Below are 19,205 nucleotides of genomic sequence, written 5' to 3' on the forward strand. Positions count from 1 at the left end.
TTGAGAATGGCCACCGAACGTTACAATCCTCGCGATGCCGAGCCACGCTGGCAGCAGAAGTGGAACGAAGACAAGGTCTTCGAAACCGATAACGCCGACCCGCGCGAGAAGTACTACGTTCTTGAGATGTTTCCCTATCCGTCGGGCCGCATCCACATGGGCCACGTACGCAACTACGCCATGGGTGATGTCGTCGCGCGCTACAAGCGTGCCCGCGGTTATAATGTTTTGCATCCAATGGGTTGGGACGCATTCGGCATGCCTGCTGAAAACGCCGCCATGCAGAACAAGGTTCACCCGAAGGACTGGACCTATCAGAACATCGCAACCATGCGTAACCAGCTGAAGTCCATGGGTCTGTCCCTGGACTGGAGCCGTGAGTTCGCGACATGCGACGTGGAATATTACCATCGCCAGCAGGCACTCTTTATCGACTTCATGCAGAAGGGCCTCGTTCATCGCAAGCAGTCAAAGGTCAACTGGGACCCGGTCGACCACACCGTTCTTGCCAATGAGCAGGTTATCGACGGTCGTGGCTGGCGCTCCGGCGCTCTTGTTGAACAGCGCGAGCTGACTCAGTGGTTCTTCAAGATCACCGACTTTGCGGAAGATCTTCTGGAAGCGCTTGACACGCTCGACCAGTGGCCAGAAAAAGTACGTCTGATGCAGAAGAACTGGATCGGCAAGTCGGAAGGCCTGTCGCTGCGTTGGGAAACCGTGGCTGCAACAGCGCCACAGGGATTCTCTGACGTTACTGTCTACACCACCCGTCCAGACACGCTGTTTGGCGCATCGTTCCTGGCCATTTCTGCCGACCATCCGCTGGCCCGCGCATTGTCTGCCAACAACCCTGAGATTGCTGCATTCTGCGAAGAATGCCGCCGTCAGGGCACATCGCTGGCAGCACTGGAAACCGCTGAAAAGAAGGGTATGGATACCGGCGTCAAGGTCGTTCACCCCCTGGACGCATCCTGGGAACTGCCCGTTTACATCGCCAACTTCGTGTTGATGGATTACGGCACGGGTGCGATTTTCGGTTGCCCATCGGGCGACCAGCGTGACCTTGATTTCGCACGCAAATACGATCTGCCAGTTGTCGCAGTCGTTATGCCGGAAGGCGAAAATGCGCAGACATTCGCAGTCGGCGACACGGCCTATGTCGATGACGGCGTGATGATCAACTCACGTTTCCTCGACGGCATGACAACCACCGACGCCTTTGAAGCCGTTGTTTCCAAGCTGTCGGCACAGACGCTGGGCAATGAGCCACAGGCCGAGCGCAAGGTGAACTTCCGCCTGCGTGACTGGGGTATTTCACGCCAGCGTTATTGGGGCTGCCCGATCCCGGTCATTCACTGCGAAGTCTGCGGCGTCGTGCCGGTTCCGAAGAAGGACCTGCCGGTCAAGCTGCCTGACGATGTAACTTTTGACGTTCCTGGCAACCCGCTGGACCGCCATCCGACATGGCGCCACGTGTCCTGCCCGCAATGCGGCAAGGATGCTCGTCGTGAAACAGACACGATGGATACATTCGTCGATTCCAGCTGGTACTTCACCCGCTTTACGGCGCCATGGGAAGACAAACCAACAGATCCGAAGGTCGCCAACCACTGGCTGCCAGTCGATCAGTATATTGGTGGTATCGAACACGCGATCCTTCACCTGCTCTATTCGCGCTTCTTTACGCGCGCCATGCGGGAAACAGGACATGTGGATGTGAAGGAGCCCTTCAAGGGTCTGTTCACACAGGGCATGGTCGTGCACGAAACCTACAGCCGTGGCGAAGGTATGAGCCGCGAATGGGTGCCGCCAGCGGACCTGCGGATTGACGAAGCCGACGGCACACGTCGCGCTTTCCTGCTGTCGAACGGCGAAGAGGTCAAAATCGGCTCCATCGAAAAGATGTCGAAGTCGAAGAAAAACGTTGTTGATCCCGACGATATCATCGCGTCCTACGGTGCCGACACGGCGCGTTTCTTCGTCCTGTCCGATTCCCCACCGGATCGTGACGTAATCTGGTCAGAATCTGGTGTTGAAGGCGCACACCGCTTCGTGCAGCGCGTCTGGCGCATCATTGGCGAGGCTGCAGACGAACTGAAGACTGTCAAGGCGGCTCCTGCAACCGAAGGCCCGCTTCTTGCTGTGTCCAAGGCCGCGCACAAGACGCTGAAGGCAGTGCAGGAAGACCTGGACAAGCTGGCATTCAACAAGGCAATTGCCCGCATTTACGAATTGGTCAACACCATTGCCAGCCCGTTTGCCGATATCGCAGCCGGTGGCAAATCCAATGCGGACAAGGCAGCAGCACGCGATGCCGCTGAAATCCTTATTCGTATGATCGCGCCGATGACGCCGCATCTGGCGGAAGAGTGCTGGACTGTAATTGGCAATGACGGACTCGTTGCTCAGACCCCTTGGCCAGCATTCATTGCAAAGCTGGTTGAGGAAAATGAAGTCGTTATGCCAGTACAGATCAACGGCAAGAAACGTGCAGAATTGACAATCGCGCGCGATGCGGATCAAGATGCCATCAAAGCTGCCGTGCTTGCGCTCGATGCCGTTGTCACGGCATTGGCAGGTAACGCGCCGAAAAAGATCATTGTGGTTCCTCAAAGGATTGTGAACATTGTCGTCTAACGTCTCTTCCGGATGGAGTCGCATCGCGTTCGTGGTTTGCGCAATTATTTTGTCCGGTGCTCTCGCCGGCTGTCAGGTGCGCCCGCTATATTCCAAGGAATCAGGCACCACTGAAAAGCTGGCATCGGTGCAGTACGCACCGGTGACTGGCCGCATTGCGCAGGCTCTGCGCAACGAACTGATCTTCAAGTCCGCTGGTGGCGCAGGCGAACCTGTGAAGCCGGAATATGAGGTGAAGCTCGTTGTATCGTCATCGTCGACCTCGACAGAGGTAAACGACAATGACCTCTATCTGAACCTGCCTGACAACACGTTTGAAGGCCACTATCCCGGCCGTGTAGACGTGTCCGCGCAATATGTTCTGGTACGCATTTCAGACCAGAAGGTCATTCGCTCCGCCACACGGACGGTCACCTCGATGGTTGACCTTCCGCAGCAGCAGTTCGCCAATATGCGTGCGATCCGTGATGCACAGGATCGCGCCGTGCGTGAAGTCGCGGAAGTGATCCGTACGGACATCGCCTCTGCACTGAGCCGTTGAGACGCCGGTATGGCGGAAATAAAGTCCCATGAATTTGACCGCTTCGCCGAAAAACCGGTGGAGCGGTTTCGCATGTTTGTCGTTTACGGTCCCGATCGCGGCCTCGTATCGGAGCGTGCATCGCTAATCGCGTCCAAGACAGGTGTTGATGCCAACGACGCTTTCTCCTCACTCAAACTGAACGTCGGCGATTTGCAGGGCGATCCTGGCCGCTTGCTGGATGAAGTCAACGCCATCGGTCTGTTCGGTGGCGAAAAGCTGGTATGGGTCAAGGGTGCGGCAAACGAAAAAGCTTTGGTCGATGCATTGCAGGTTCTCAACGAGACCCCCCCGCAATCTGCATTCCTGATCATCGAAGCCGGAGATCTCAAAAAAGGGACCGGCCTTCGCAAGATCGCTGAGGCGTCCAGAGATATCGCCATCATTCCCTGCTATGCCGACGATGCCCGAGCGCTCAACGCCCTGATTGATCATGAATTGGCTCAGGATGAGTTGAGAATAGCGCCTGCAGCCCGCCAGAGGCTGATCGAATCTCTGGGAGGTGATCGCATTGCCTCGCGTAACGAAATCCGCAAGCTGGGCCTCTACTGCCGTGGAAACAGCGTTATCGAGGAAGAGGACGTACTGGCCATTATTGGTGACGCCAGCGCCATATCCGCAGACGATGCGGTTGACGCGATCCTGAAAGGTGACCGCAACGCATTTTTCCATGCAACGCAAAAAATCGTATCGTCCAAAACGCCAATCTTTCTGGTGTTGCAAGGGTGCCTTCGTCAGTTCCAGCTTCTGGACCAGATGCGCGCGGAAATGGACGAAAAAAAACTGCAGGCTGGCCAGGTCATGCAGACACTTGGCCGGCATATCCATTTCCGCCGCAAGCCGGTCATCGAGCGTGCGCTGCGTACATGGCAGCCAGCGGCGATTGCCCGTGAGATGAACCGGTTGCAGGCCGCGATCCTGCAAAGCCGCCAGCGTCAAAGCCTGGAGGACAGCGTGGCACTTCTAACGCTGTTGTCTACTACACTGCAATCCGGCCGTAGCGGATAACAGATACACAAAAGCCCTTGTGCGGCAGGCAACAAGGGCTTTCCATTTCCAAGCTTATCAAAAGCCTATCAGTCGCCACTACCGGGTTCAGCCGAGAAATACAGCGCCAACTTACCCGAAACGCCATCCATTTCCTTGGCTTCAGGCATCGCGTCACGTTTGATGGTGATGTTTGGCCAAATCTGCGAATATTCAGCGTTCAGCTTCAGCCACTCATCAAGACCCGGCTCGGTGTCCGGCTTGATGGCTTCGGCGGGACATTCCGGTTCGCATACGCCACAGTCGATGCATTCATCGGGATTGATGGCGAGGAAGTTTTCACCCTCGTAGAAGCAGTCCACAGGGCAGACTTCGACGCAGTCAGTATATTTGCAGCGAATGCAATTGTCGGTCACGACATATGTCATGAAGAACTCCAGAATACACGTTCCGGGAATGAAGGTTTTGGCAAAAATCCGCAGCCCGGACTTGCGGTATTGGTATTTTTGCCAGTGACGTAATGCCTTTACACAGTGAAGGCAAGAATAATTATTTCACAAAACATGTGTGAATTAGTCATATATTCTAGTCGGGAACGTCGTTGGCAGTATTGATGAACTTATCCAGTTCACGACGCTCTTTTTTGGTCGGCCGCCCTGCTCCCGGCTCCCGTACCGCCTGCTCAAGCGGGGTCAACCGCGTCGTCTTTTCACGGGGTGGCGTCAGGTCATCATAGAGGAGTTTGGCTTCCTCATAAGGTCCGCGTCTGTCACCAGCGGACTTCACGACAAGAATACGATCCATTCGGTCGAAGCTGATTTCCAGCTTGTCACCCGGCTTCACCATATGGCTTGCCTGCCGGATGACTGTTCCGTTGACACGCACATGGCCGGACTGGACATGGTTTTGCGCGATTGAACGGGATTTCGCCATGCGAGCGAAGAACAGCCATTTGTCGATGCGCTGGCGCGCGTGCTGACCTGACTGTTCTTCGTCCATGAGCTTATTTCTTCATTTGTTCCTTGAGCGCAGCGAGCTTCGCGAAAGGTGAATCCGGATCCAGCGGCTTCTCCTTGCGCGGTGGCTTGGATTCGAAACGCTGCGACTGCGGCTTTCCGCCACGGTCATTGCGATCGTTCTTGTCCTTGCGCTCGCCACGGTCGTTGCGGTTGCCACGATCTGGTCTTTGACCACCATCACGCTTGCGTTCACCATCACGATTGTTTTCGCGATTGCCATCACGGCCGGCAGCGGCACGATTGCGGTCACGACCTTCGCCACCTTCGTTGCGACGTTCACCCTGACCACGGGACTGCCCGTGACCTTGACGGCGGTTGTCGTTACGCTGGTTTTCATTACGGCCACCTGGACGCCACAACAAAACCGGCTTTGGTTCGGCTGCTTCAACAGACGCTTCAGACGACTGGGGCGCTTCGGCAGATGCCACCGCCTCTTCCGCTACAGCCTTGGTTTCTTCGGCAGAAACCTCGTGTTCAACCGCGTCAGCGTCATGCTCGTCACCAGCGTCTTCGCCAACTGGCGCTTCAGCGGAAGCAGAAGTCTGACCACTCTGGCCTGCCAGGAAGGTCGCAGCATCTTCAGCGCTTACCTGATCTGCACGATAACCAAGACCCTTGAGGATTTCTTCCATGTCATCCAGCGTAGCGCCGAGAATGGAAAGCATACCCGTAGTCGTGGTGAAACGACGGCCATCATAAGCGCCCTCAGGACGAGGCTGTGCGCCGGGCTTCCACTGCAGCAACGGACGGATGATATCCGCCAAACGCTCCAGAATGTCGATACGAACCGCGCGCTTTCCCAGGAAACGGAAACCGGCCAGCTTGTAGAACATGCGGTCGAAGCTCGGGTCAGTGACTACAGACGTACGACCAGCAGCCAGAACCGGGATAAGATCGCCATAACCGGCATTGCCGAGACCATCGTTCTTGAGCGCCCAAAGCAGGGTCACAAGTTCGGCTGGTGCTGGCTTCAAAAGCGCCGGCAGGAAAATGTGATAGGCGCCAAAACGCACGCCGTAACGGCGCATGGATGCGCGCGCGTCCTGATCGAGCGACTTGACCTCTTCGGCCACGTCGCGACGGAACAGCACACCAAGGTTTTCGACCAGCTGGAAAGCCAGCCCCTTCGCCAGTCCCTGCAAATCTTCAGCGCGGGAAATATCATCCAGCGGCTTGAGGATCGTCGCAATCTGGTGATTGACGAAACGTTCGATACGGGCAACGGCGTGTTCACGCGCATTTCCGTTCAACTGTTCATCAGCCAGCATAATGACACGTGGCTTCATGATATTGTCGCCGGCAGCAAGTCGGGCAACAGGCTCACCGAGCCAACGCACCGCACCATCCGAGCCAAGCGCCAGATCATTATTGCCACTGGCATGCAGACGGGCAGCACGCGCCTCATATTCGAGGGCAAGCGCCTTCTGCGCAGCCGACTGCACGGCCTTGGCATCTGGACCTTCGGTTCCGCTTATTGGCGTAAACCGGAATCCCGCCAATTGACCGACGTGATGTCCTTCAACGAAGACATCACCATTCACACTGATTTCAGCTTCAAGCATCGCATTCTCTCTCAGGCGCTTCATGAGCACAGATGTCCTGCGATCTACAAAGCGTTTCGTCAACCTTTCATGTAGCGCATCGGACAATCGATCCTCGATTTCCCGCGTCTTTTCTTGCCAGTGTGTCGGATCGGCAAGCCATCCGGGACGGTTGGATACATACGTCCATGTTCGTATCTGCGCAATCCGTGCCGACAGCGTATCTATTTCGCCATCGGTTCGGTCAGCCCTGCGCACCTGCTCGGCCATGAAATCTTCATTCACCGTGCCGCGACGAACGAGATCGAAATAGAGTGTCGAAATCAGATCGGCATGCTGGGCAGGTGTGATTCGCCGGTAGTCAGGCAGTGCACATGCTTCCCATAGCCGTTCCACTCTCTCCGGGGTAGTGGTGAGATCAATGATTTCCGGATAACGGGCAAGATAATCAAGCGCCTGCTGGTCCACAGCAGGCAAAGCACGCGACAAGCCTTGAAGAGCAGGCGCCACTTCGAGGCTTGAGCGCAGATTTCCAATCGAGGAATAGTCAAGCGCCTTGCTGCGCCACTGCAAAACCTTCACCGCATCGAATTCATGCGCTTCGATGCGTTCCACCAACTCTTCATCGAAAGGTTCGACGCGACCGGTGACACCAAAAGTGCCATCACGCAAATGACGGCCAGCACGACCGGCGATCTGCCCCAGTTCTCCGGGGTTCAGATTACGGAACTGATAACCGTCGAACTTGCGGTCCTGGGCAAAAGCAACGTGGTCAACGTCCAGGTTGAGGCCCATGCCAATGGCATCGGTCGCAACAAGATACTCCACATCACCCGCCTGGTATAAACCGACCTGCGCATTACGTGTGCGGGGAGACAGAGCGCCCATAACCACGGCAGCACCACCACGCTGACGTTTTATCAGCTCGGCAATCGCATAAACTTCATCCGCAGAGAATGCGACAATCGCCGAGCGTTGCGGCAGACGGGTGATTTTTTTCTGCCCGGCATAAAAAAGCTGTGACAGGCGTGGACGCTCAACGATGGTGATACCGGGAAGCAGTTTTTGCAGAATAGGCCGCATGGTACCGGCACCGAGGAAAAGTGTTTCCTGCCGTCCGCGCAGATGCAGAAGGCGGTCGGTAAAAATATGCCCGCGCTCCAGATCGCCAGCCAGCTGGACTTCGTCGATGGCGACAAAAGACGCGTTGGTTTCTCGTGGCATTGCTTCCACGGTACAAACCGAAAAACGCGCCTTGGGCGGCGAAATTTTCTCTTCGCCTGTCACCAGCGCGACATTGGCCACGCCGACCTTCTCGACCAGACGTGTGTAAACCTCACGTGCGAGCAGACGCAAAGGCAGACCAATGATACCGCTGCCATGCGCAACCATGCGCTCAATCGCATAGTGCGTTTTGCCGGTATTGGTGGGTCCGAGTACGGCGGTTACGCCGCGCCCGCTCAAGATCATTGGTTGAAAATTCAACGTACTGTCCGTGCGATGGTCATGCCTGTCGCTTCACCGGACGACAATCCGCCAGAAGCATGGACTCAACACATGGCGATGAGCAGCGACAAAGGCAAGGAATGTTTGCAGTAAAGCGCATTTTTCCATGTCCGCAACCGTTTCGAATCCGGGAAAACAATGCCGGAATTAACATTTGGAACAGCGTGCGAACGAATCAGCGACGAATCGCTGACTCAATGAGATTCAGGGTTTGTTCACCGCAACATATGGTTTCCAAATCGACGACCTACACGACATGCTGAATCCGGTTAAGAACACGCGACGCATTTGAGCGGGCTTTCATTTACCTTCGTAAACAGATTGTTAAAATTTGAATGGATAACATATAAATGTCTGAAAAATAATAATAATTTTCAAATTTTTCTGAAACACGATATCGACGCATTAACCTTTGGAGTAAATGGAGAACGAATCGCTGACGAATCACAGACATCGATACTTTCCCGGTTTGTTCTCCACCACATATTGTGGAATAACGGTTTGCTAACCATACGATTATGTGGATAACGCAAACTGCTGACGCGCAATTTCATCGCAGCGTTAACATTTGAAGGGTAGCGGGCAGTGGTAAAACCGAAAGGGGTTTTCGAGACGACACCCGAGTGATGTCCAAATGCAAAAAGACGGCTCAACTGAGCCGTCTTTGACATCAAACATCATCACTTTTTGTGCGAAGGAAACCCCTTAAAGCGGCTGTCCTGCCAGAAGTTTCGGGCTGCTTTCACCCGCCAGACCCGCTGCCTGATCGATGAAATAAGACTTCAAAGCTGGCAGTCGGTCGACGAGCCCCAGTCCCAGATCACGCACAACGCGGATTGGCGTGCTGTCATTCGAGAACAGGCGGTTGAGCACATCGGTGGTTATGCCCATGCGAAGCGTATCGAACCGGCGCCATGCCTGATAACGCTCCAGAACATTCAGCGAGCCGATGTCGAGGCCCAGCCGATCTGCTTCAACGATCGATTCGGCCAGTGCCGCTACATCCTTATAACCAAGGTTCAGGCCCTGGCCTGAGATTGGATGAATACCATGCGCCGCATCGCCCGCGAGCGCGAAGCGCGGCGCAACGAAAGCTCTGGCAAGCGTGAGACCAAGAGGAAACGCCCGACGAGGACCAACAGCACGGACAGAACCAAGCTTGTGCCCAAAGCGGCGTTCAAGTTCTTCATCAAACAGGAAGTCATCGGATGCGACCAGTTTGTCGGCGTCGGCGCGACGCTCGGTCCACACAAGCGATGAACGATTGCCTTTGAGCGGCAGTACAGCAAATGGTCCGGATGGCAGGAAATGCTCTTCAGCCACACCATTATGTGGGCGCTCATGTTCTACCGTCGTGACAATGCCGGATTGATCATAGTCCCAGCGAACCGTCTTGATACCGGCCATATCGCGCAGAGAGGATCGAACGCCGTCACAGGCGATCAACAGTCTGGCCTCGAGAGCATTACCATCGGACAGGCTGATGCTGGTGCTCTGGGCACCGGTAACAAAACCGGACACCGTGAGACCGTGGCGAATGGAAATGCCGAGACGATCACAAAGGCCTCTCAGCGCACCGACGATCGCGACATTGGGGATCATATGCGCAAAGGGACGTCCGTCTTCCACTTCACCATCAAAAGTCAGGAATACCGGGCGCACCGGGTCTGTCGTCTTGGAGTCCGTCACGATCATCTTGCGGATAGGCTCAGCCTCCGGTTCGATCTCGTGCCAGATGCCGAACACGTCGAGCATACGGGTTGCAGCAGAGATAATTGCCGAAGCGCGCATGTCTTTTTTCCAGACGTCCTGAGGTGCTGCCTCAACGATCTCAACCTGCATATGCGGAGCCGCTTGCTTGATGGCGACAGCAACGGCAAGTCCGACATATCCGCCCCCGGCAATCACCACATCCAGCATAATCAAACTCCTGCATTCTTGAGAATATTGCCCCGGCACTATAGACCATGGAAATCCATCTTCCTACAGCAGGAGCAAAGCTGAATGACGATTGATTCCGATCCGACGGAAAAATCCGCCATGCACAAACTGGTTGAAACACTCGATCTGGAAAAGCTTGAGGAGAACCTGTTTCGTGGCACGAGCCCGCAAATAGGGTGGCAACGGGTTTTCGGCGGACAGGTCATCGCTCAGGCTCTGGTGGCGGCACATCGCACCGTCGATGCAGATCGGTTCATCCATTCACTGCATGCCTATTTCATGCGACCCGGTGACCCCTCGGTGCCGATCATCTATCAGGTTGAACGCATCCGGAACGGCTCCAGCTTCAATACCCGCCGTGTCGTCGCGATCCAGCACGGCGAGCCGATTTTCTCGATGTCGGCTTCGTTCCAGATCGAGGAAGAAGGTTACGACCATCAAATGCCAGCACCAAAGGTTCCAGCACCGGAATCGCTTCTCAGCGAAACCCAATTGCAGGAAGCCTTTTTGGCAAAAGCGCCGCCGATGATCCGCAAATACTGGCAGAACAAACGGCCGATCGAGATAAAGCCGGTATCGCTGGCCCATTACATTTCCAACGAGAAGTTGGCGCCCAATCAAGATGTCTGGGTGCGCGCCGTTGGCGAAGTGCCTGATGACCGCTGTTTTCAGGCGGCAATTCTCGCCTACCTCTCGGATATGACGCTGCTCGACACCTCGCTTTATGCGCATGGCACAACGATTTTTGATCCCAGTATCCAGGTTGCCAGCCTTGATCATGCCATGTGGTTCCACCGTCCATGCAAGCTGGATGATTGGCTGCTTTATTCGCAGGACAGCCCCAGTGCATCCGGAGCGAGAGGTCTTACCCGCGGCAGTATCATGACGCGAGATGGCGTGCTGATTGCATCGGTTACACAGGAAGGTTTGATTCGGAAAAGAGCAAATGATTAAATTTTGCGCTTAATTTTCAAACTGCATAATTATTGCGCGATTATTGTGCAAACAAATGCCTCCAAAACAGACTGCAAGAATATAGCTTTTACTTTTCAATAACTTATTACCCATCCTCAAAACTGGCACGCGCCTTGAATGTAAAGCTGCAGTCGCTGTTCAGTGCGCCGCCAGCGGCAAGGAGAGTCGGCTCCGTGCCGAGGAAAAACAAAGGATGGGAAACCTGATGAAAATTGTGATGGCCATTATCAAGCCGTTCAAGCTGGACGAAGTGCGCGAAGCACTCACCGCTGTCGGTATCCAGGGCCTGACCGTAACCGAGGTCAAAGGTTACGGTCGCCAGAAGGGACACACGGAAATCTACCGTGGCACGGAATACGCCGTGAGCTTCCTTCCGAAGCTGAAAATTGAAATCGCCGTTCCTTCGGACGTGGTTGAAAAGGCTGTCGAGGCTATCGCATCCGCCGCCAAGACCGGCCAGATCGGTGACGGCAAGATTTTTGTCTACTCGATTGAGCAGGCAGTTCGCATCCGCACCGGCGAAACCAACACTGAAGCGTTGTAATCGGCTGATCAGGGAGTTTTATACAATGTCGTTTTCAAGAATTTCTACCTCTCTCGGTCGGCTGGGCGCCGGCACGGCGGCCCTTTTGGCCCCTGCCTTCGCTTTCGCGCAGGAAGCAGCCGCTCCTGCCGCTGAAGCAGCCGCCGCTGCACCGACAATCGACTCCGGCGACACCGCATGGATGCTGACGTCGACCGTTCTCGTTCTTTTCATGATCCTACCGGGCCTCGCCCTGTTCTACGGCGGTCTCGTCCGCTCTAAGAACATGTTGTCGGTGCTCATGCAGTGCCTCGTGGTTTCCGCAGCAATCATGATCGTCTGGGTATTCTACGGTTACAGCCTTGCCTTCTCCAACGGTGGCGGCCTCAACACCTTCATCGGCGGTTTCGAAAAGCTCTTCCTGTCCGGCGTTACCTCTGAAAGCGTCAGCGGCTCCATTCCGGAATACGTCTTCATCTCGTTCCAGCTGACCTTCGCTTGCATCACGCCAGCGCTGATCGTTGGTGCATTTGCAGAGCGCATCAAGTTCTCTGCTGTGATCCTGTTCTGCATTCTCTGGGTTACCTTCGTGTACTTCCCGGTTGCTCACATGGTCTGGTCGGGCGACGGCGCCTTGATGTGGGACTGGGGTGCACTTGACTTCGCAGGTGGCACGGTTGTTCACATCAATGCTGGTGTTGCTGGTCTTATCGGCGCAATCCTGGTCGGCAAGCGTACTGGCTTCGGCAAGGACATGATGGCTCCTCACTCGATGACCCTGACCATGGTCGGCGCGTCGATGCTGTGGGTTGGCTGGTTCGGCTTTAACGCCGGTTCCGCCGCTGCTGCCAACGGCGTTGCAGGTCTCGCCATGATCAACACGCTCACTGCAACAGCAGGTGCAATCGTTGCATGGTGCGTGATTGAAAGCTTCGCTCGTGGCAAAGCTTCGATGCTCGGCGCGGCCTCTGGCGTTATCGCCGGCCTCGTTGCCGTTACTCCGGCCGCTGGTGCGGTTGGCCCGATCGGCGCGATCTTCCTCGGCGCAATTGCCTCAGCATTCTGCTACTTCTTCGTGTCTGTGGTGAAGAACAAGTTCGGTTACGACGATACGGCTGACGTATTCGGCGTACACGGCGTTGGTGGTATCGTAGGCGCTATCGGCACCGGCATCTTCGCAAGCACTTCTCTGGGTGGCGTAGGCTACGCAGAAGGCGTGACGATGGGCGCTCAGGTGTGGGTACAGATCAAGTCTGTTATCCTCACCATCGTATGGTGCGGTATCGGCTCCTTCGTCCTCTACAAGCTCGTTGATCTCATTGTTGGTCTGCGTGTACCGGTTGAAGCAGAACGCGAAGGTCTTGATCTCGCATCGCACGGCGAAGCTGCTTACCACAACTAAGATACATAGGCCGGTGCGAGGTTACGGCCTCGCATCTCGAAACTTTCAAACCGCCCTCCGGGGCGGTTTTTTTATGCCGAGATTTGCACCGCACACATGGCCAAGAAAAACCCCGGCTCATCACCGGGGTTTTAACAATTCCGCTTTGTAACGGCAGATGATCAGAAACGATCATCCTCTTCATCATCGTCGTTCTTGGAAGACTTGAGTGATGCCAGTTTCGCAAATACGGCATCAGCGTCGATTTCTTTTTCTTCTTCGCGCTGGTAGTTGAAGTCCAGACCTTCCGTCTGAGCAGCCGGCTGCAGCGTTGCATCCAGCTCTTCAGCTGTCGGCAGCGGACGACCGCGCGATGCGCGTTCTACTTCCAGGTCCAGATCGATCTGGCTGCAGAGGCCGAGCGTCACCGGGTCCATTGGTGTGAGGTTCGCAGAGTTCCAGTGCGTACGATCACGAATCTGCTCAATCGTCGACTTGGTTGTACCGACGAGACGCGAAATCTGCGCGTCTTTCAGTTCTGCGTGGTTACGCACCAGCCACAGAATAGCGTTCGGGCGGTCCTGACGCTTGGAAACTGGCGTGTAACGTGGGCCACGACGCTTGGATTCCGGTACACGAACCTTAGGCTCGGACAGCTTCAGCTTATGGTTCGGGTTGCCTTCACCACGAACAATTTCATCACGCGACAACTGACCTGTAGCAATAGGGTCGAGGCCCTTGATGCCTTGTGCCGCTTCGCCGTCGGCAATCGCTTTAACCTCAAGCGGATGCAACTTGCAGAATGTCGCGATCTGATCGAACGACAGTGCAGTGTTGTCAACCAGCCATACGGCGGTTGCCTTTGGCATAAGCAGTGTTTGAGCCATAGATACAGTCCTTCTGTCCGTCCGCTCCGGTGTCGCGGTCCGTGGATATTAACCACCAATTTCCGGGATATGTCTGCTCTATAAACGTATTGTATCGAAATTGCAATTCTTTGGGACACAAATGACCTTTGTCTAATTGCCGTGCGAGCGCGAAGTGTTATGAATTGAACACATATCGGAGGTGGGAGTCTCCGAACCGAAATTGACGTAATGCTTTTAGGAGGAGTTCATGTCAGCCAAAGTCTATCCAGTGTTGAAAACGGCGAAAACCCGGACACTGATTGATAATGACCGTTACCAGAAGTGGTATCAGGAAAGCGTCGAAGATCCTGAAAAGTTCTGGGACAAACACGGTCGCCGCATCGACTGGTTCAAGCCATATACCAAAGTCAAAAACACCTCATTTAAAGGCAAGGTACCTATCAAATGGTACGAGGACGGTCTGACCAACGTTTCCTATAACTGTATTGACCGTCACCTGAAGACGCATGGCGAACGCACCGCCATCATCTGGGAAGGTGACAACCCTTATATCGACAAGAAGATCACCTATAACCAGCTGTACGAGCAGGTGTGCCGTCTGGCCAACGTTCTAAAGAAGCATGGTGTAAAAAAGGGTGACCGCGTTACCATCTACATGCCGATGATCCCGGAAGCGGCATACGCCATGCTCGCCTGCGCGCGTATCGGCGCAATTCACTCGGTGGTGTTTGGCGGCTTTTCTCCCGAAGCACTTGCAGGCCGTATCGTTGACTGCGAATCGACTTTTGTTATCACTTGCGATGAAGGTGTTCGTGGCGGCAAACCTATTCCACTGAAGGAAAACACCGACACCGCGATCGACATTGCCGCCAAGCAATATGTCATGGTCAATAAGGTGCTGGTTGTGCGCCGTACCGGCGGCAAAACCGGTTGGGCACCTGGTCGCGACTTCTGGTACCATCAGGAAATTGCGAGCGTGAAGCCGCATTGTGAACCGGTCAAGATGCGTGCGGAAGACCCGCTGTTTATTCTTTACACTTCCGGCTCCACCGGCAAGCCGAAGGGCGTGCTACACACCACGGGCGGTTATCTCGTCTACACATCGATGACGCATGAATATGTGTTCGATTACAAGGACGGCGATATCTACTGGTGTACGGCCGACGTCGGCTGGGTGACAGGCCACTCCTATATTGTCTACGGACCACTCGCCAATTGCGCGACTACGCTAATGTTTGAAGGCGTTCCGAACTTCCCAGATCAGGGTCGTTTCTGGGAAGTCATCGACAAACACAAAGTCAACATTTTCTACACCGCACCAACCGCACTTCGTTCATTGATGGGCGCTGGCGATCACTTCGTCAAACGTTCCTCCCGCTCTAGCCTGCGGCTGCTCGGCTCGGTCGGGGAACCGATCAACCCAGAGGCATGGGAATGGTATTACCACGTGGTTGGTGAGGACCAGAGCCCGATTGTCGACACATGGTGGCAGACTGAAACCGGCGGCATTCTGATTTCACCACTGCCGGGTGCGACGGATCTCAAGCCCGGATCGGCAACCCGTCCGTTCTTCGGTGTCCAGCCACAGTTGGTGGATGCGGAAGGCAATGTGCTGGAAGGGCCGGCCGACGGCAATCTGTGCATCACAGACAGCTGGCCTGGGCAGGCGCGCACGGTTTATGGCGACCATAACCGTTTCGTGGAAACCTACTTCTCCACCTACAAAGGCAAGTATTTCACCGGCGATGGCTGCCGCCGTGACGAAGATGGTTATTACTGGATAACCGGACGTGTCGATGACGTGTTGAACGTCTCTGGCCACCGTCTCGGCACCGCGGAAGTCGAATCTGCGCTGGTCTCGCACCATCAAGTGTCGGAAGCAGCGGTGGTAGGTTATCCGCATTCCATCAAAGGGCAGGGCATCTATTGCTATGTGACGCTGATGGCAGGGCAAGTCGGCGACGACGCATTGCGCGCCGAACTGGTCAAGCATGTCCGTAATGAAATCGGCCCGGTTGCCACCCCGGACAAGATCCAGTTTTCTCCAGGCCTGCCGAAAACCCGTTCCGGCAAGATCATGCGCCGCATTCTGCGCAAGATTGCCGAGGATGACTTCGGGTCTCTGGGCGACACATCGACCCTTGCCGATCCGGCTGTCGTTGAAGATCTCATCGCCAACCGTCAGAACAAGGCAGTGGCGGCGTAATCAAAAAACAGAGCAACAAAAAACCCGGCTACCGCAAGGCAGCCGGGTTTTTTAGTCGAAAATGACGGGTTTATTCGCCGCGAATTTTCTTCAGTTCGGCCAAAGCTGCGTCGACAACGTCTGCACCGATTGCTGCCTTGTGCTTTTCATAAACAACAGCCGACTTCTCACGAATACGGGCCTGCTCTTCTGACGAAAGCGTGTTGACCTGCAGGCCTGCTTCCTTGATCTTCTCCAGAGATTTCTGGTTCAGTTCGCGGATAACCTTACGTTCTACGTCACGGCCAACGATGGCGCACTCACGAAGAGCTGCCTGTTCTTCAGCTGTGTAGCTGTCGAAGATTGGCTTGGAGAAGAGGAACAGGAACGGCGTGTAAGCGTGGTTCGTTTCTGTAACAAACTTCTGAACTTCGTAGAACTTCGACGTATCGATAGTCACGTAGGGGTTTTCCTGCGCGTCGATAGCGTTGGTTTCCAGAGCGGAGAACACTTCACCAAAAGCCATTGGCGTTGCGTTGGCGCCGAGGTTCTGGAACGTGTCAAGGAAGATGTTGTTCTGCATCACGCGCACTTTCATGCCCGAGAAGTCTTCCCACTTGTTCACAGCATGCTTGGAGTTGGAAAGGTTACGGAAACCGTTTTCCCAATAAGCAAGGTTTACGAGGCCCTGCTCTTCCAGCTTCTTGTTCATCATGTCGCCGAATTCGCCATCCATCAGGGCGTCAGCTTCCTTCGCATTGCCAACGAGGAATGGCAGGTCGAATACGCCGAGAGCCGGGATAAGGCCAACAAGTGGAGACGAAGACGTTACAACTGCTTCCTGAACGCCGGAACGCAGTGCTTGCGTAGCTTGCAAGTCGCCGCCGAGAGCGCCACCCCAGAATGCGGTCAACTTCAGCTTGCTGCCAGTCTTATCATTAAGGCAAGCCTGCATGGCTTCGATACCGTTACCAACCGGATGATCCTGGTTGATGCCGTTCGAAACGCGGATGGTGCGATCATTGAATTCTGCCATGGCAGGTGCAGCGGCACCCATAGCGAAAGCAATAGCGGTGGTGGTCAGAAAAAATTTTCTCATAATATCCTCCCTTGGACTGTTAGCGAGAAAACAGATTAACGATTACTTGAGGTAAGCCAGTGGTACCAGGACGATGTCCGGGAAGAGCACCAACAGAGCCAGAACGATGGTTTCAGCAACAAGGAATGGCCATACACCAACCGTCACCTTGCCCAGCGGAATACGACCGACGCCACTGACCACGTTCAGAACTACACCTACAGGTGGTGTGATAAGGCCAATTGCATTATTAATGATGAACAGAACACCGAAATAAACCGGGTCGATACCTGCCTGCTTGACTATTGGCATTAGAACAGGCGTAAGGATCAGAATGGTCGGCGTCAGGTCAAGCGCCGTTCCGACGATGAACACCAAAACCATGATGACAGCCATCAGCAACATCGGACGGTCAATCAGAGGTTCGATGTAGCCAGCAACTTCATTTGGAATGTTTGCAGCTGTGATCAGCCATGCGGAAACCAGAGCGGCGCAAACCAGGAACATGATGATCGACGTGCTCTTTGCGGCACGCAGAAGAACATGCATCAAATCGGCAGGTTTAAGCTCGCGATAGATAAACATGCCAACGAACAAGGCGTAGGCAGCAGCGATAACCGCAGCTTCGGTTGGCGTTACAACGCCGGCCTTGATACCGCCGAGAATGATGACTGGCATACCGAGAGCCCAACCGGCACGTCCTGTTGCCAGCAAACGTTCTTTGGCAGAGGTTTTTGGCAGCGGCTTGACGTCATCTTTGCGAACAACGATCAGCCAGGCAATGATCAGAGAGATACCCATCAAGATACCGGGCACGATACCGGCCAGGAAGAGCTGGGTGATCGAAACGTTGGCAGCAACACCAAAGACGATAAATGCCATGGATGGCGGGATAACCGGCGCAATGATACCACCAGCGGCAATCAGGCCACCGGACCGCGGGATATTGTAGCCAGCCTTCGCCATCATCGGAATGAGGATAGCAGCCAGAGCTGCCGTGTCAGCTGCGGCCGAACCCGAGATACTCGCCATAATGATAGCAGCGAAAATCGCCACGATGCCAAGACCGCCACGGATGTGACCGACGCAGGCAATAGCAAAGTCGATGATACGGCGAGACAGACCGCCCGAGTTCATCAACTCACCAGCGAGAATGAAGAACGGAATGGCAAGCAGCGTGAATGTGTCAGCGCCTGCAATCATGTTCTGGGCAATGATCTGCGTGTTGAACATGCCCATATAGGCCATGAGCACGACACCGCAGAACATCAAAGAGAATGCAACCGGAACCCCGATCGCCATGGCTCCGAGCAGGGAGCCAACAAAAACGAGAAGTGTCATGTATCAGCGCTCCGAAAGCTGTTCGATTGTCAGATTTTCGCCGGCAAAAACAGCGATTTCTTCTTCGGTTACCCGACCGGTCAGCAACCGGAACAATCGCTCAAGAGCAATGATAAACATCAGAGCACCTGTAAACATGCCAATGCCATAAACCCAGATCATCGACAGGCCGGTGACCGGCGCATGCATACTGGCGTTGATGCCCGACTGCTTCCAGGTTCCCCAGAAGAAGATGGCCGAACAGGCAATGATGATGATGTTGGACAGGATCATACAGAAAATGCGCTTGCCGCGCGAAAGGAACATGACCAACGTTTCGATACCCATGTGACTATTTTCACGGAAGGTCAAAACGGCACCGATGAAGGTGATCCAGACGAAGAAGTAGCGCGACATTTCTTCCGATACATTGAGACCGGAGTTCATGGTGTAACGCATGACGACATTCACGAAAACCATGATCGCCATGCCAGCAAGCAGAGCAATCAGAATGATCTCGAGAAGCCGGTAAAAAAGGTTGATCGCCTTTTGCATTTTCCCTCCCTGAGAAAACATGAGCAGACGTCGAAAGATCCAGGATGCTTTCAAAAACGCACTGCTACTAAACTGAGAATGAGAAAAACGGGTGTTCGCTGGAACACC

15 protein-coding genes are annotated in these 19,205 nt (G+C 54.7%); 7 read left to right on the forward strand and 8 right to left on the reverse strand.

Going from position 1 to position 19,205, the window contains the following annotated elements; translation table 11 throughout:
- Positions 1-6: 6 nt before the first annotated feature.
- Genes leuS through holA form a run of 3 tightly spaced genes read left to right on the forward strand, consistent with a single transcriptional unit; the run spans position 7 to position 4,225 of the window.
- The gene (leuS, locus tag IB237_RS20035; RefSeq protein WP_192490484.1) at positions 7-2,637 is read left to right on the forward strand and encodes a leucine--tRNA ligase; all 2,631 of its coding nucleotides are present in this window, start codon (positions 7-9) and stop codon (positions 2,635-2,637) included.
- A gap of 31 nt (positions 2,638-2,668) precedes the next feature.
- The gene (locus IB237_RS20040; RefSeq protein ID WP_371815368.1) at positions 2,669-3,178 is read left to right on the forward strand and encodes a hypothetical protein; all 510 of its coding nucleotides are present in this window, start codon (positions 2,669-2,671) and stop codon (positions 3,176-3,178) included.
- 9 nt (positions 3,179-3,187) lie between these two features.
- Positions 3,188-4,225: a DNA polymerase III subunit delta gene (gene holA / locus IB237_RS20045; protein ID WP_192490486.1), complete on the forward strand. Its 1,038-nt coding sequence runs from the start codon at positions 3,188-3,190 to the stop codon at positions 4,223-4,225.
- Between the two features lie 68 nt (positions 4,226-4,293).
- On the opposite strand, the gene fdxA is transcribed toward holA, so the two are convergent.
- The 4 genes from fdxA to IB237_RS20065 form a co-directional block, all read right to left on the reverse strand.
- The gene (gene fdxA, locus IB237_RS20050; protein ID WP_192490487.1) at positions 4,294-4,632 is read right to left on the reverse strand and encodes a ferredoxin FdxA; all 339 of its coding nucleotides are present in this window, start codon (positions 4,630-4,632) and stop codon (positions 4,294-4,296) included.
- A gap of 157 nt (positions 4,633-4,789) precedes the next feature.
- Positions 4,790-5,203: an RNA-binding S4 domain-containing protein gene (locus IB237_RS20055; protein ID WP_192490488.1), complete on the reverse strand. Its 414-nt coding sequence runs from the start codon at positions 5,201-5,203 to the stop codon at positions 4,790-4,792.
- A gap of 4 nt (positions 5,204-5,207) precedes the next feature.
- A complete protein-coding gene (locus IB237_RS20060; RefSeq protein ID WP_192490651.1) occupies positions 5,208-8,234 on the reverse strand; it encodes a helicase-related protein in 3,027 nt (1,008 codons plus the stop codon).
- 741 nt (positions 8,235-8,975) lie between these two features.
- Positions 8,976-10,190 carry a ubiquinone biosynthesis hydroxylase gene (locus IB237_RS20065; RefSeq protein ID WP_192490489.1) on the reverse strand — a complete coding sequence of 405 codons (1,215 nt, stop codon included), beginning with the start codon at positions 10,188-10,190 and terminating at the stop codon, positions 8,976-8,978.
- Between the two features lie 84 nt (positions 10,191-10,274).
- Between IB237_RS20065 and tesB the strand changes: the two genes are divergently transcribed.
- From tesB to IB237_RS20080, 3 genes are all read left to right on the forward strand, one after another.
- Positions 10,275-11,165, forward strand: coding sequence for an acyl-CoA thioesterase II (tesB, locus tag IB237_RS20070; RefSeq protein ID WP_246788127.1), 891 nt, complete (start codon positions 10,275-10,277; stop codon positions 11,163-11,165).
- Positions 11,166-11,379: 214 nt separating this feature from the next.
- Positions 11,380-11,730, forward strand: a complete 351-nt coding sequence (locus IB237_RS20075; RefSeq protein ID WP_192490490.1) for a P-II family nitrogen regulator — start codon at positions 11,380-11,382, stop codon at positions 11,728-11,730.
- A 25-nt stretch (positions 11,731-11,755) separates the two neighbouring features.
- Positions 11,756-13,111 carry an ammonium transporter gene (locus tag IB237_RS20080; RefSeq protein ID WP_192490491.1) on the forward strand — a complete coding sequence of 452 codons (1,356 nt, stop codon included), beginning with the start codon at positions 11,756-11,758 and terminating at the stop codon, positions 13,109-13,111.
- Positions 13,112-13,272: 161 nt separating this feature from the next.
- Here IB237_RS20080 and IB237_RS20085 read toward each other — a convergent pair whose 3' ends face one another.
- Positions 13,273-13,977, reverse strand: coding sequence for a DUF1013 domain-containing protein (locus tag IB237_RS20085; RefSeq protein ID WP_192490492.1), 705 nt, complete (start codon positions 13,975-13,977; stop codon positions 13,273-13,275).
- 229 nt (positions 13,978-14,206) lie between these two features.
- On the opposite strand from IB237_RS20085, the gene acs reads away from it, so the two are divergent.
- Positions 14,207-16,165, forward strand: coding sequence for an acetate--CoA ligase (gene acs, locus IB237_RS20090; protein ID WP_192490493.1), 1,959 nt, complete (start codon positions 14,207-14,209; stop codon positions 16,163-16,165).
- Positions 16,166-16,235: 70 nt separating this feature from the next.
- On the opposite strand, the gene IB237_RS20095 is transcribed toward acs, so the two are convergent.
- The 3 genes from IB237_RS20095 to IB237_RS20105 are packed head-to-tail and all read right to left on the reverse strand — an operon-like array spanning position 16,236 to position 19,097.
- On the reverse strand, positions 16,236-17,243 hold the full coding sequence (locus IB237_RS20095) for a TRAP transporter substrate-binding protein (RefSeq protein WP_192490494.1): 1,008 nt from the start codon (positions 17,241-17,243) through the stop codon (positions 16,236-16,238).
- A 42-nt stretch (positions 17,244-17,285) separates the two neighbouring features.
- On the reverse strand, positions 17,286-18,563 hold the full coding sequence (locus tag IB237_RS20100) for a TRAP transporter large permease (protein ID WP_192490495.1): 1,278 nt from the start codon (positions 18,561-18,563) through the stop codon (positions 17,286-17,288).
- A 3-nt stretch (positions 18,564-18,566) separates the two neighbouring features.
- The gene (locus IB237_RS20105) at positions 18,567-19,097 is read right to left on the reverse strand and encodes a TRAP transporter small permease (protein ID WP_192490496.1); all 531 of its coding nucleotides are present in this window, start codon (positions 19,095-19,097) and stop codon (positions 18,567-18,569) included.
- Positions 19,098-19,205 lie beyond the last annotated feature (108 nt).

Source organism: Agrobacterium sp. AGB01 (assembly GCF_014851585.1).
Lineage (GTDB): Bacteria > Pseudomonadota > Alphaproteobacteria > Rhizobiales > Rhizobiaceae > Agrobacterium.

What these genes read in the sequence shown, in the direction of transcription:
- leuS (WP_192490484.1), top strand. Translation starts at nt 7, where the DNA reads ATGGCCACCGAACGTTACAATCCTCGCGATGCCGAGCCACGCTGGCAG.
- holA (WP_192490486.1), top strand. Translation starts at nt 3,188, where the DNA reads ATGGCGGAAATAAAGTCCCATGAATTTGACCGCTTCGCCGAAAAACCG.
- fdxA (WP_192490487.1), bottom strand. Translation starts at nt 4,632, where the DNA reads ATGACATATGTCGTGACCGACAATTGCATTCGCTGCAAATATACTGAC.
- IB237_RS20055 (WP_192490488.1), bottom strand. Translation starts at nt 5,203, where the DNA reads ATGGACGAAGAACAGTCAGGTCAGCACGCGCGCCAGCGCATCGACAAA.
- IB237_RS20060 (WP_192490651.1), bottom strand. Translation starts at nt 8,234, where the DNA reads ATGATCTTGAGCGGGCGCGGCGTAACCGCCGTACTCGGACCCACCAAT.
- IB237_RS20065 (WP_192490489.1), bottom strand. Translation starts at nt 10,190, where the DNA reads ATGCTGGATGTGGTGATTGCCGGGGGCGGATATGTCGGACTTGCCGTT.
- tesB (WP_246788127.1), top strand. Translation starts at nt 10,275, where the DNA reads ATGACGATTGATTCCGATCCGACGGAAAAATCCGCCATGCACAAACTG.
- IB237_RS20075 (WP_192490490.1), top strand. Translation starts at nt 11,380, where the DNA reads ATGGGAAACCTGATGAAAATTGTGATGGCCATTATCAAGCCGTTCAAG.
- IB237_RS20080 (WP_192490491.1), top strand. Translation starts at nt 11,756, where the DNA reads ATGTCGTTTTCAAGAATTTCTACCTCTCTCGGTCGGCTGGGCGCCGGC.
- IB237_RS20085 (WP_192490492.1), bottom strand. Translation starts at nt 13,977, where the DNA reads ATGGCTCAAACACTGCTTATGCCAAAGGCAACCGCCGTATGGCTGGTT.
- acs (WP_192490493.1), top strand. Translation starts at nt 14,207, where the DNA reads ATGTCAGCCAAAGTCTATCCAGTGTTGAAAACGGCGAAAACCCGGACA.
- IB237_RS20095 (WP_192490494.1), bottom strand. Translation starts at nt 17,243, where the DNA reads ATGAGAAAATTTTTTCTGACCACCACCGCTATTGCTTTCGCTATGGGT.
- IB237_RS20100 (WP_192490495.1), bottom strand. Translation starts at nt 18,563, where the DNA reads ATGACACTTCTCGTTTTTGTTGGCTCCCTGCTCGGAGCCATGGCGATC.
- IB237_RS20105 (WP_192490496.1), bottom strand. Translation starts at nt 19,097, where the DNA reads ATGCAAAAGGCGATCAACCTTTTTTACCGGCTTCTCGAGATCATTCTG.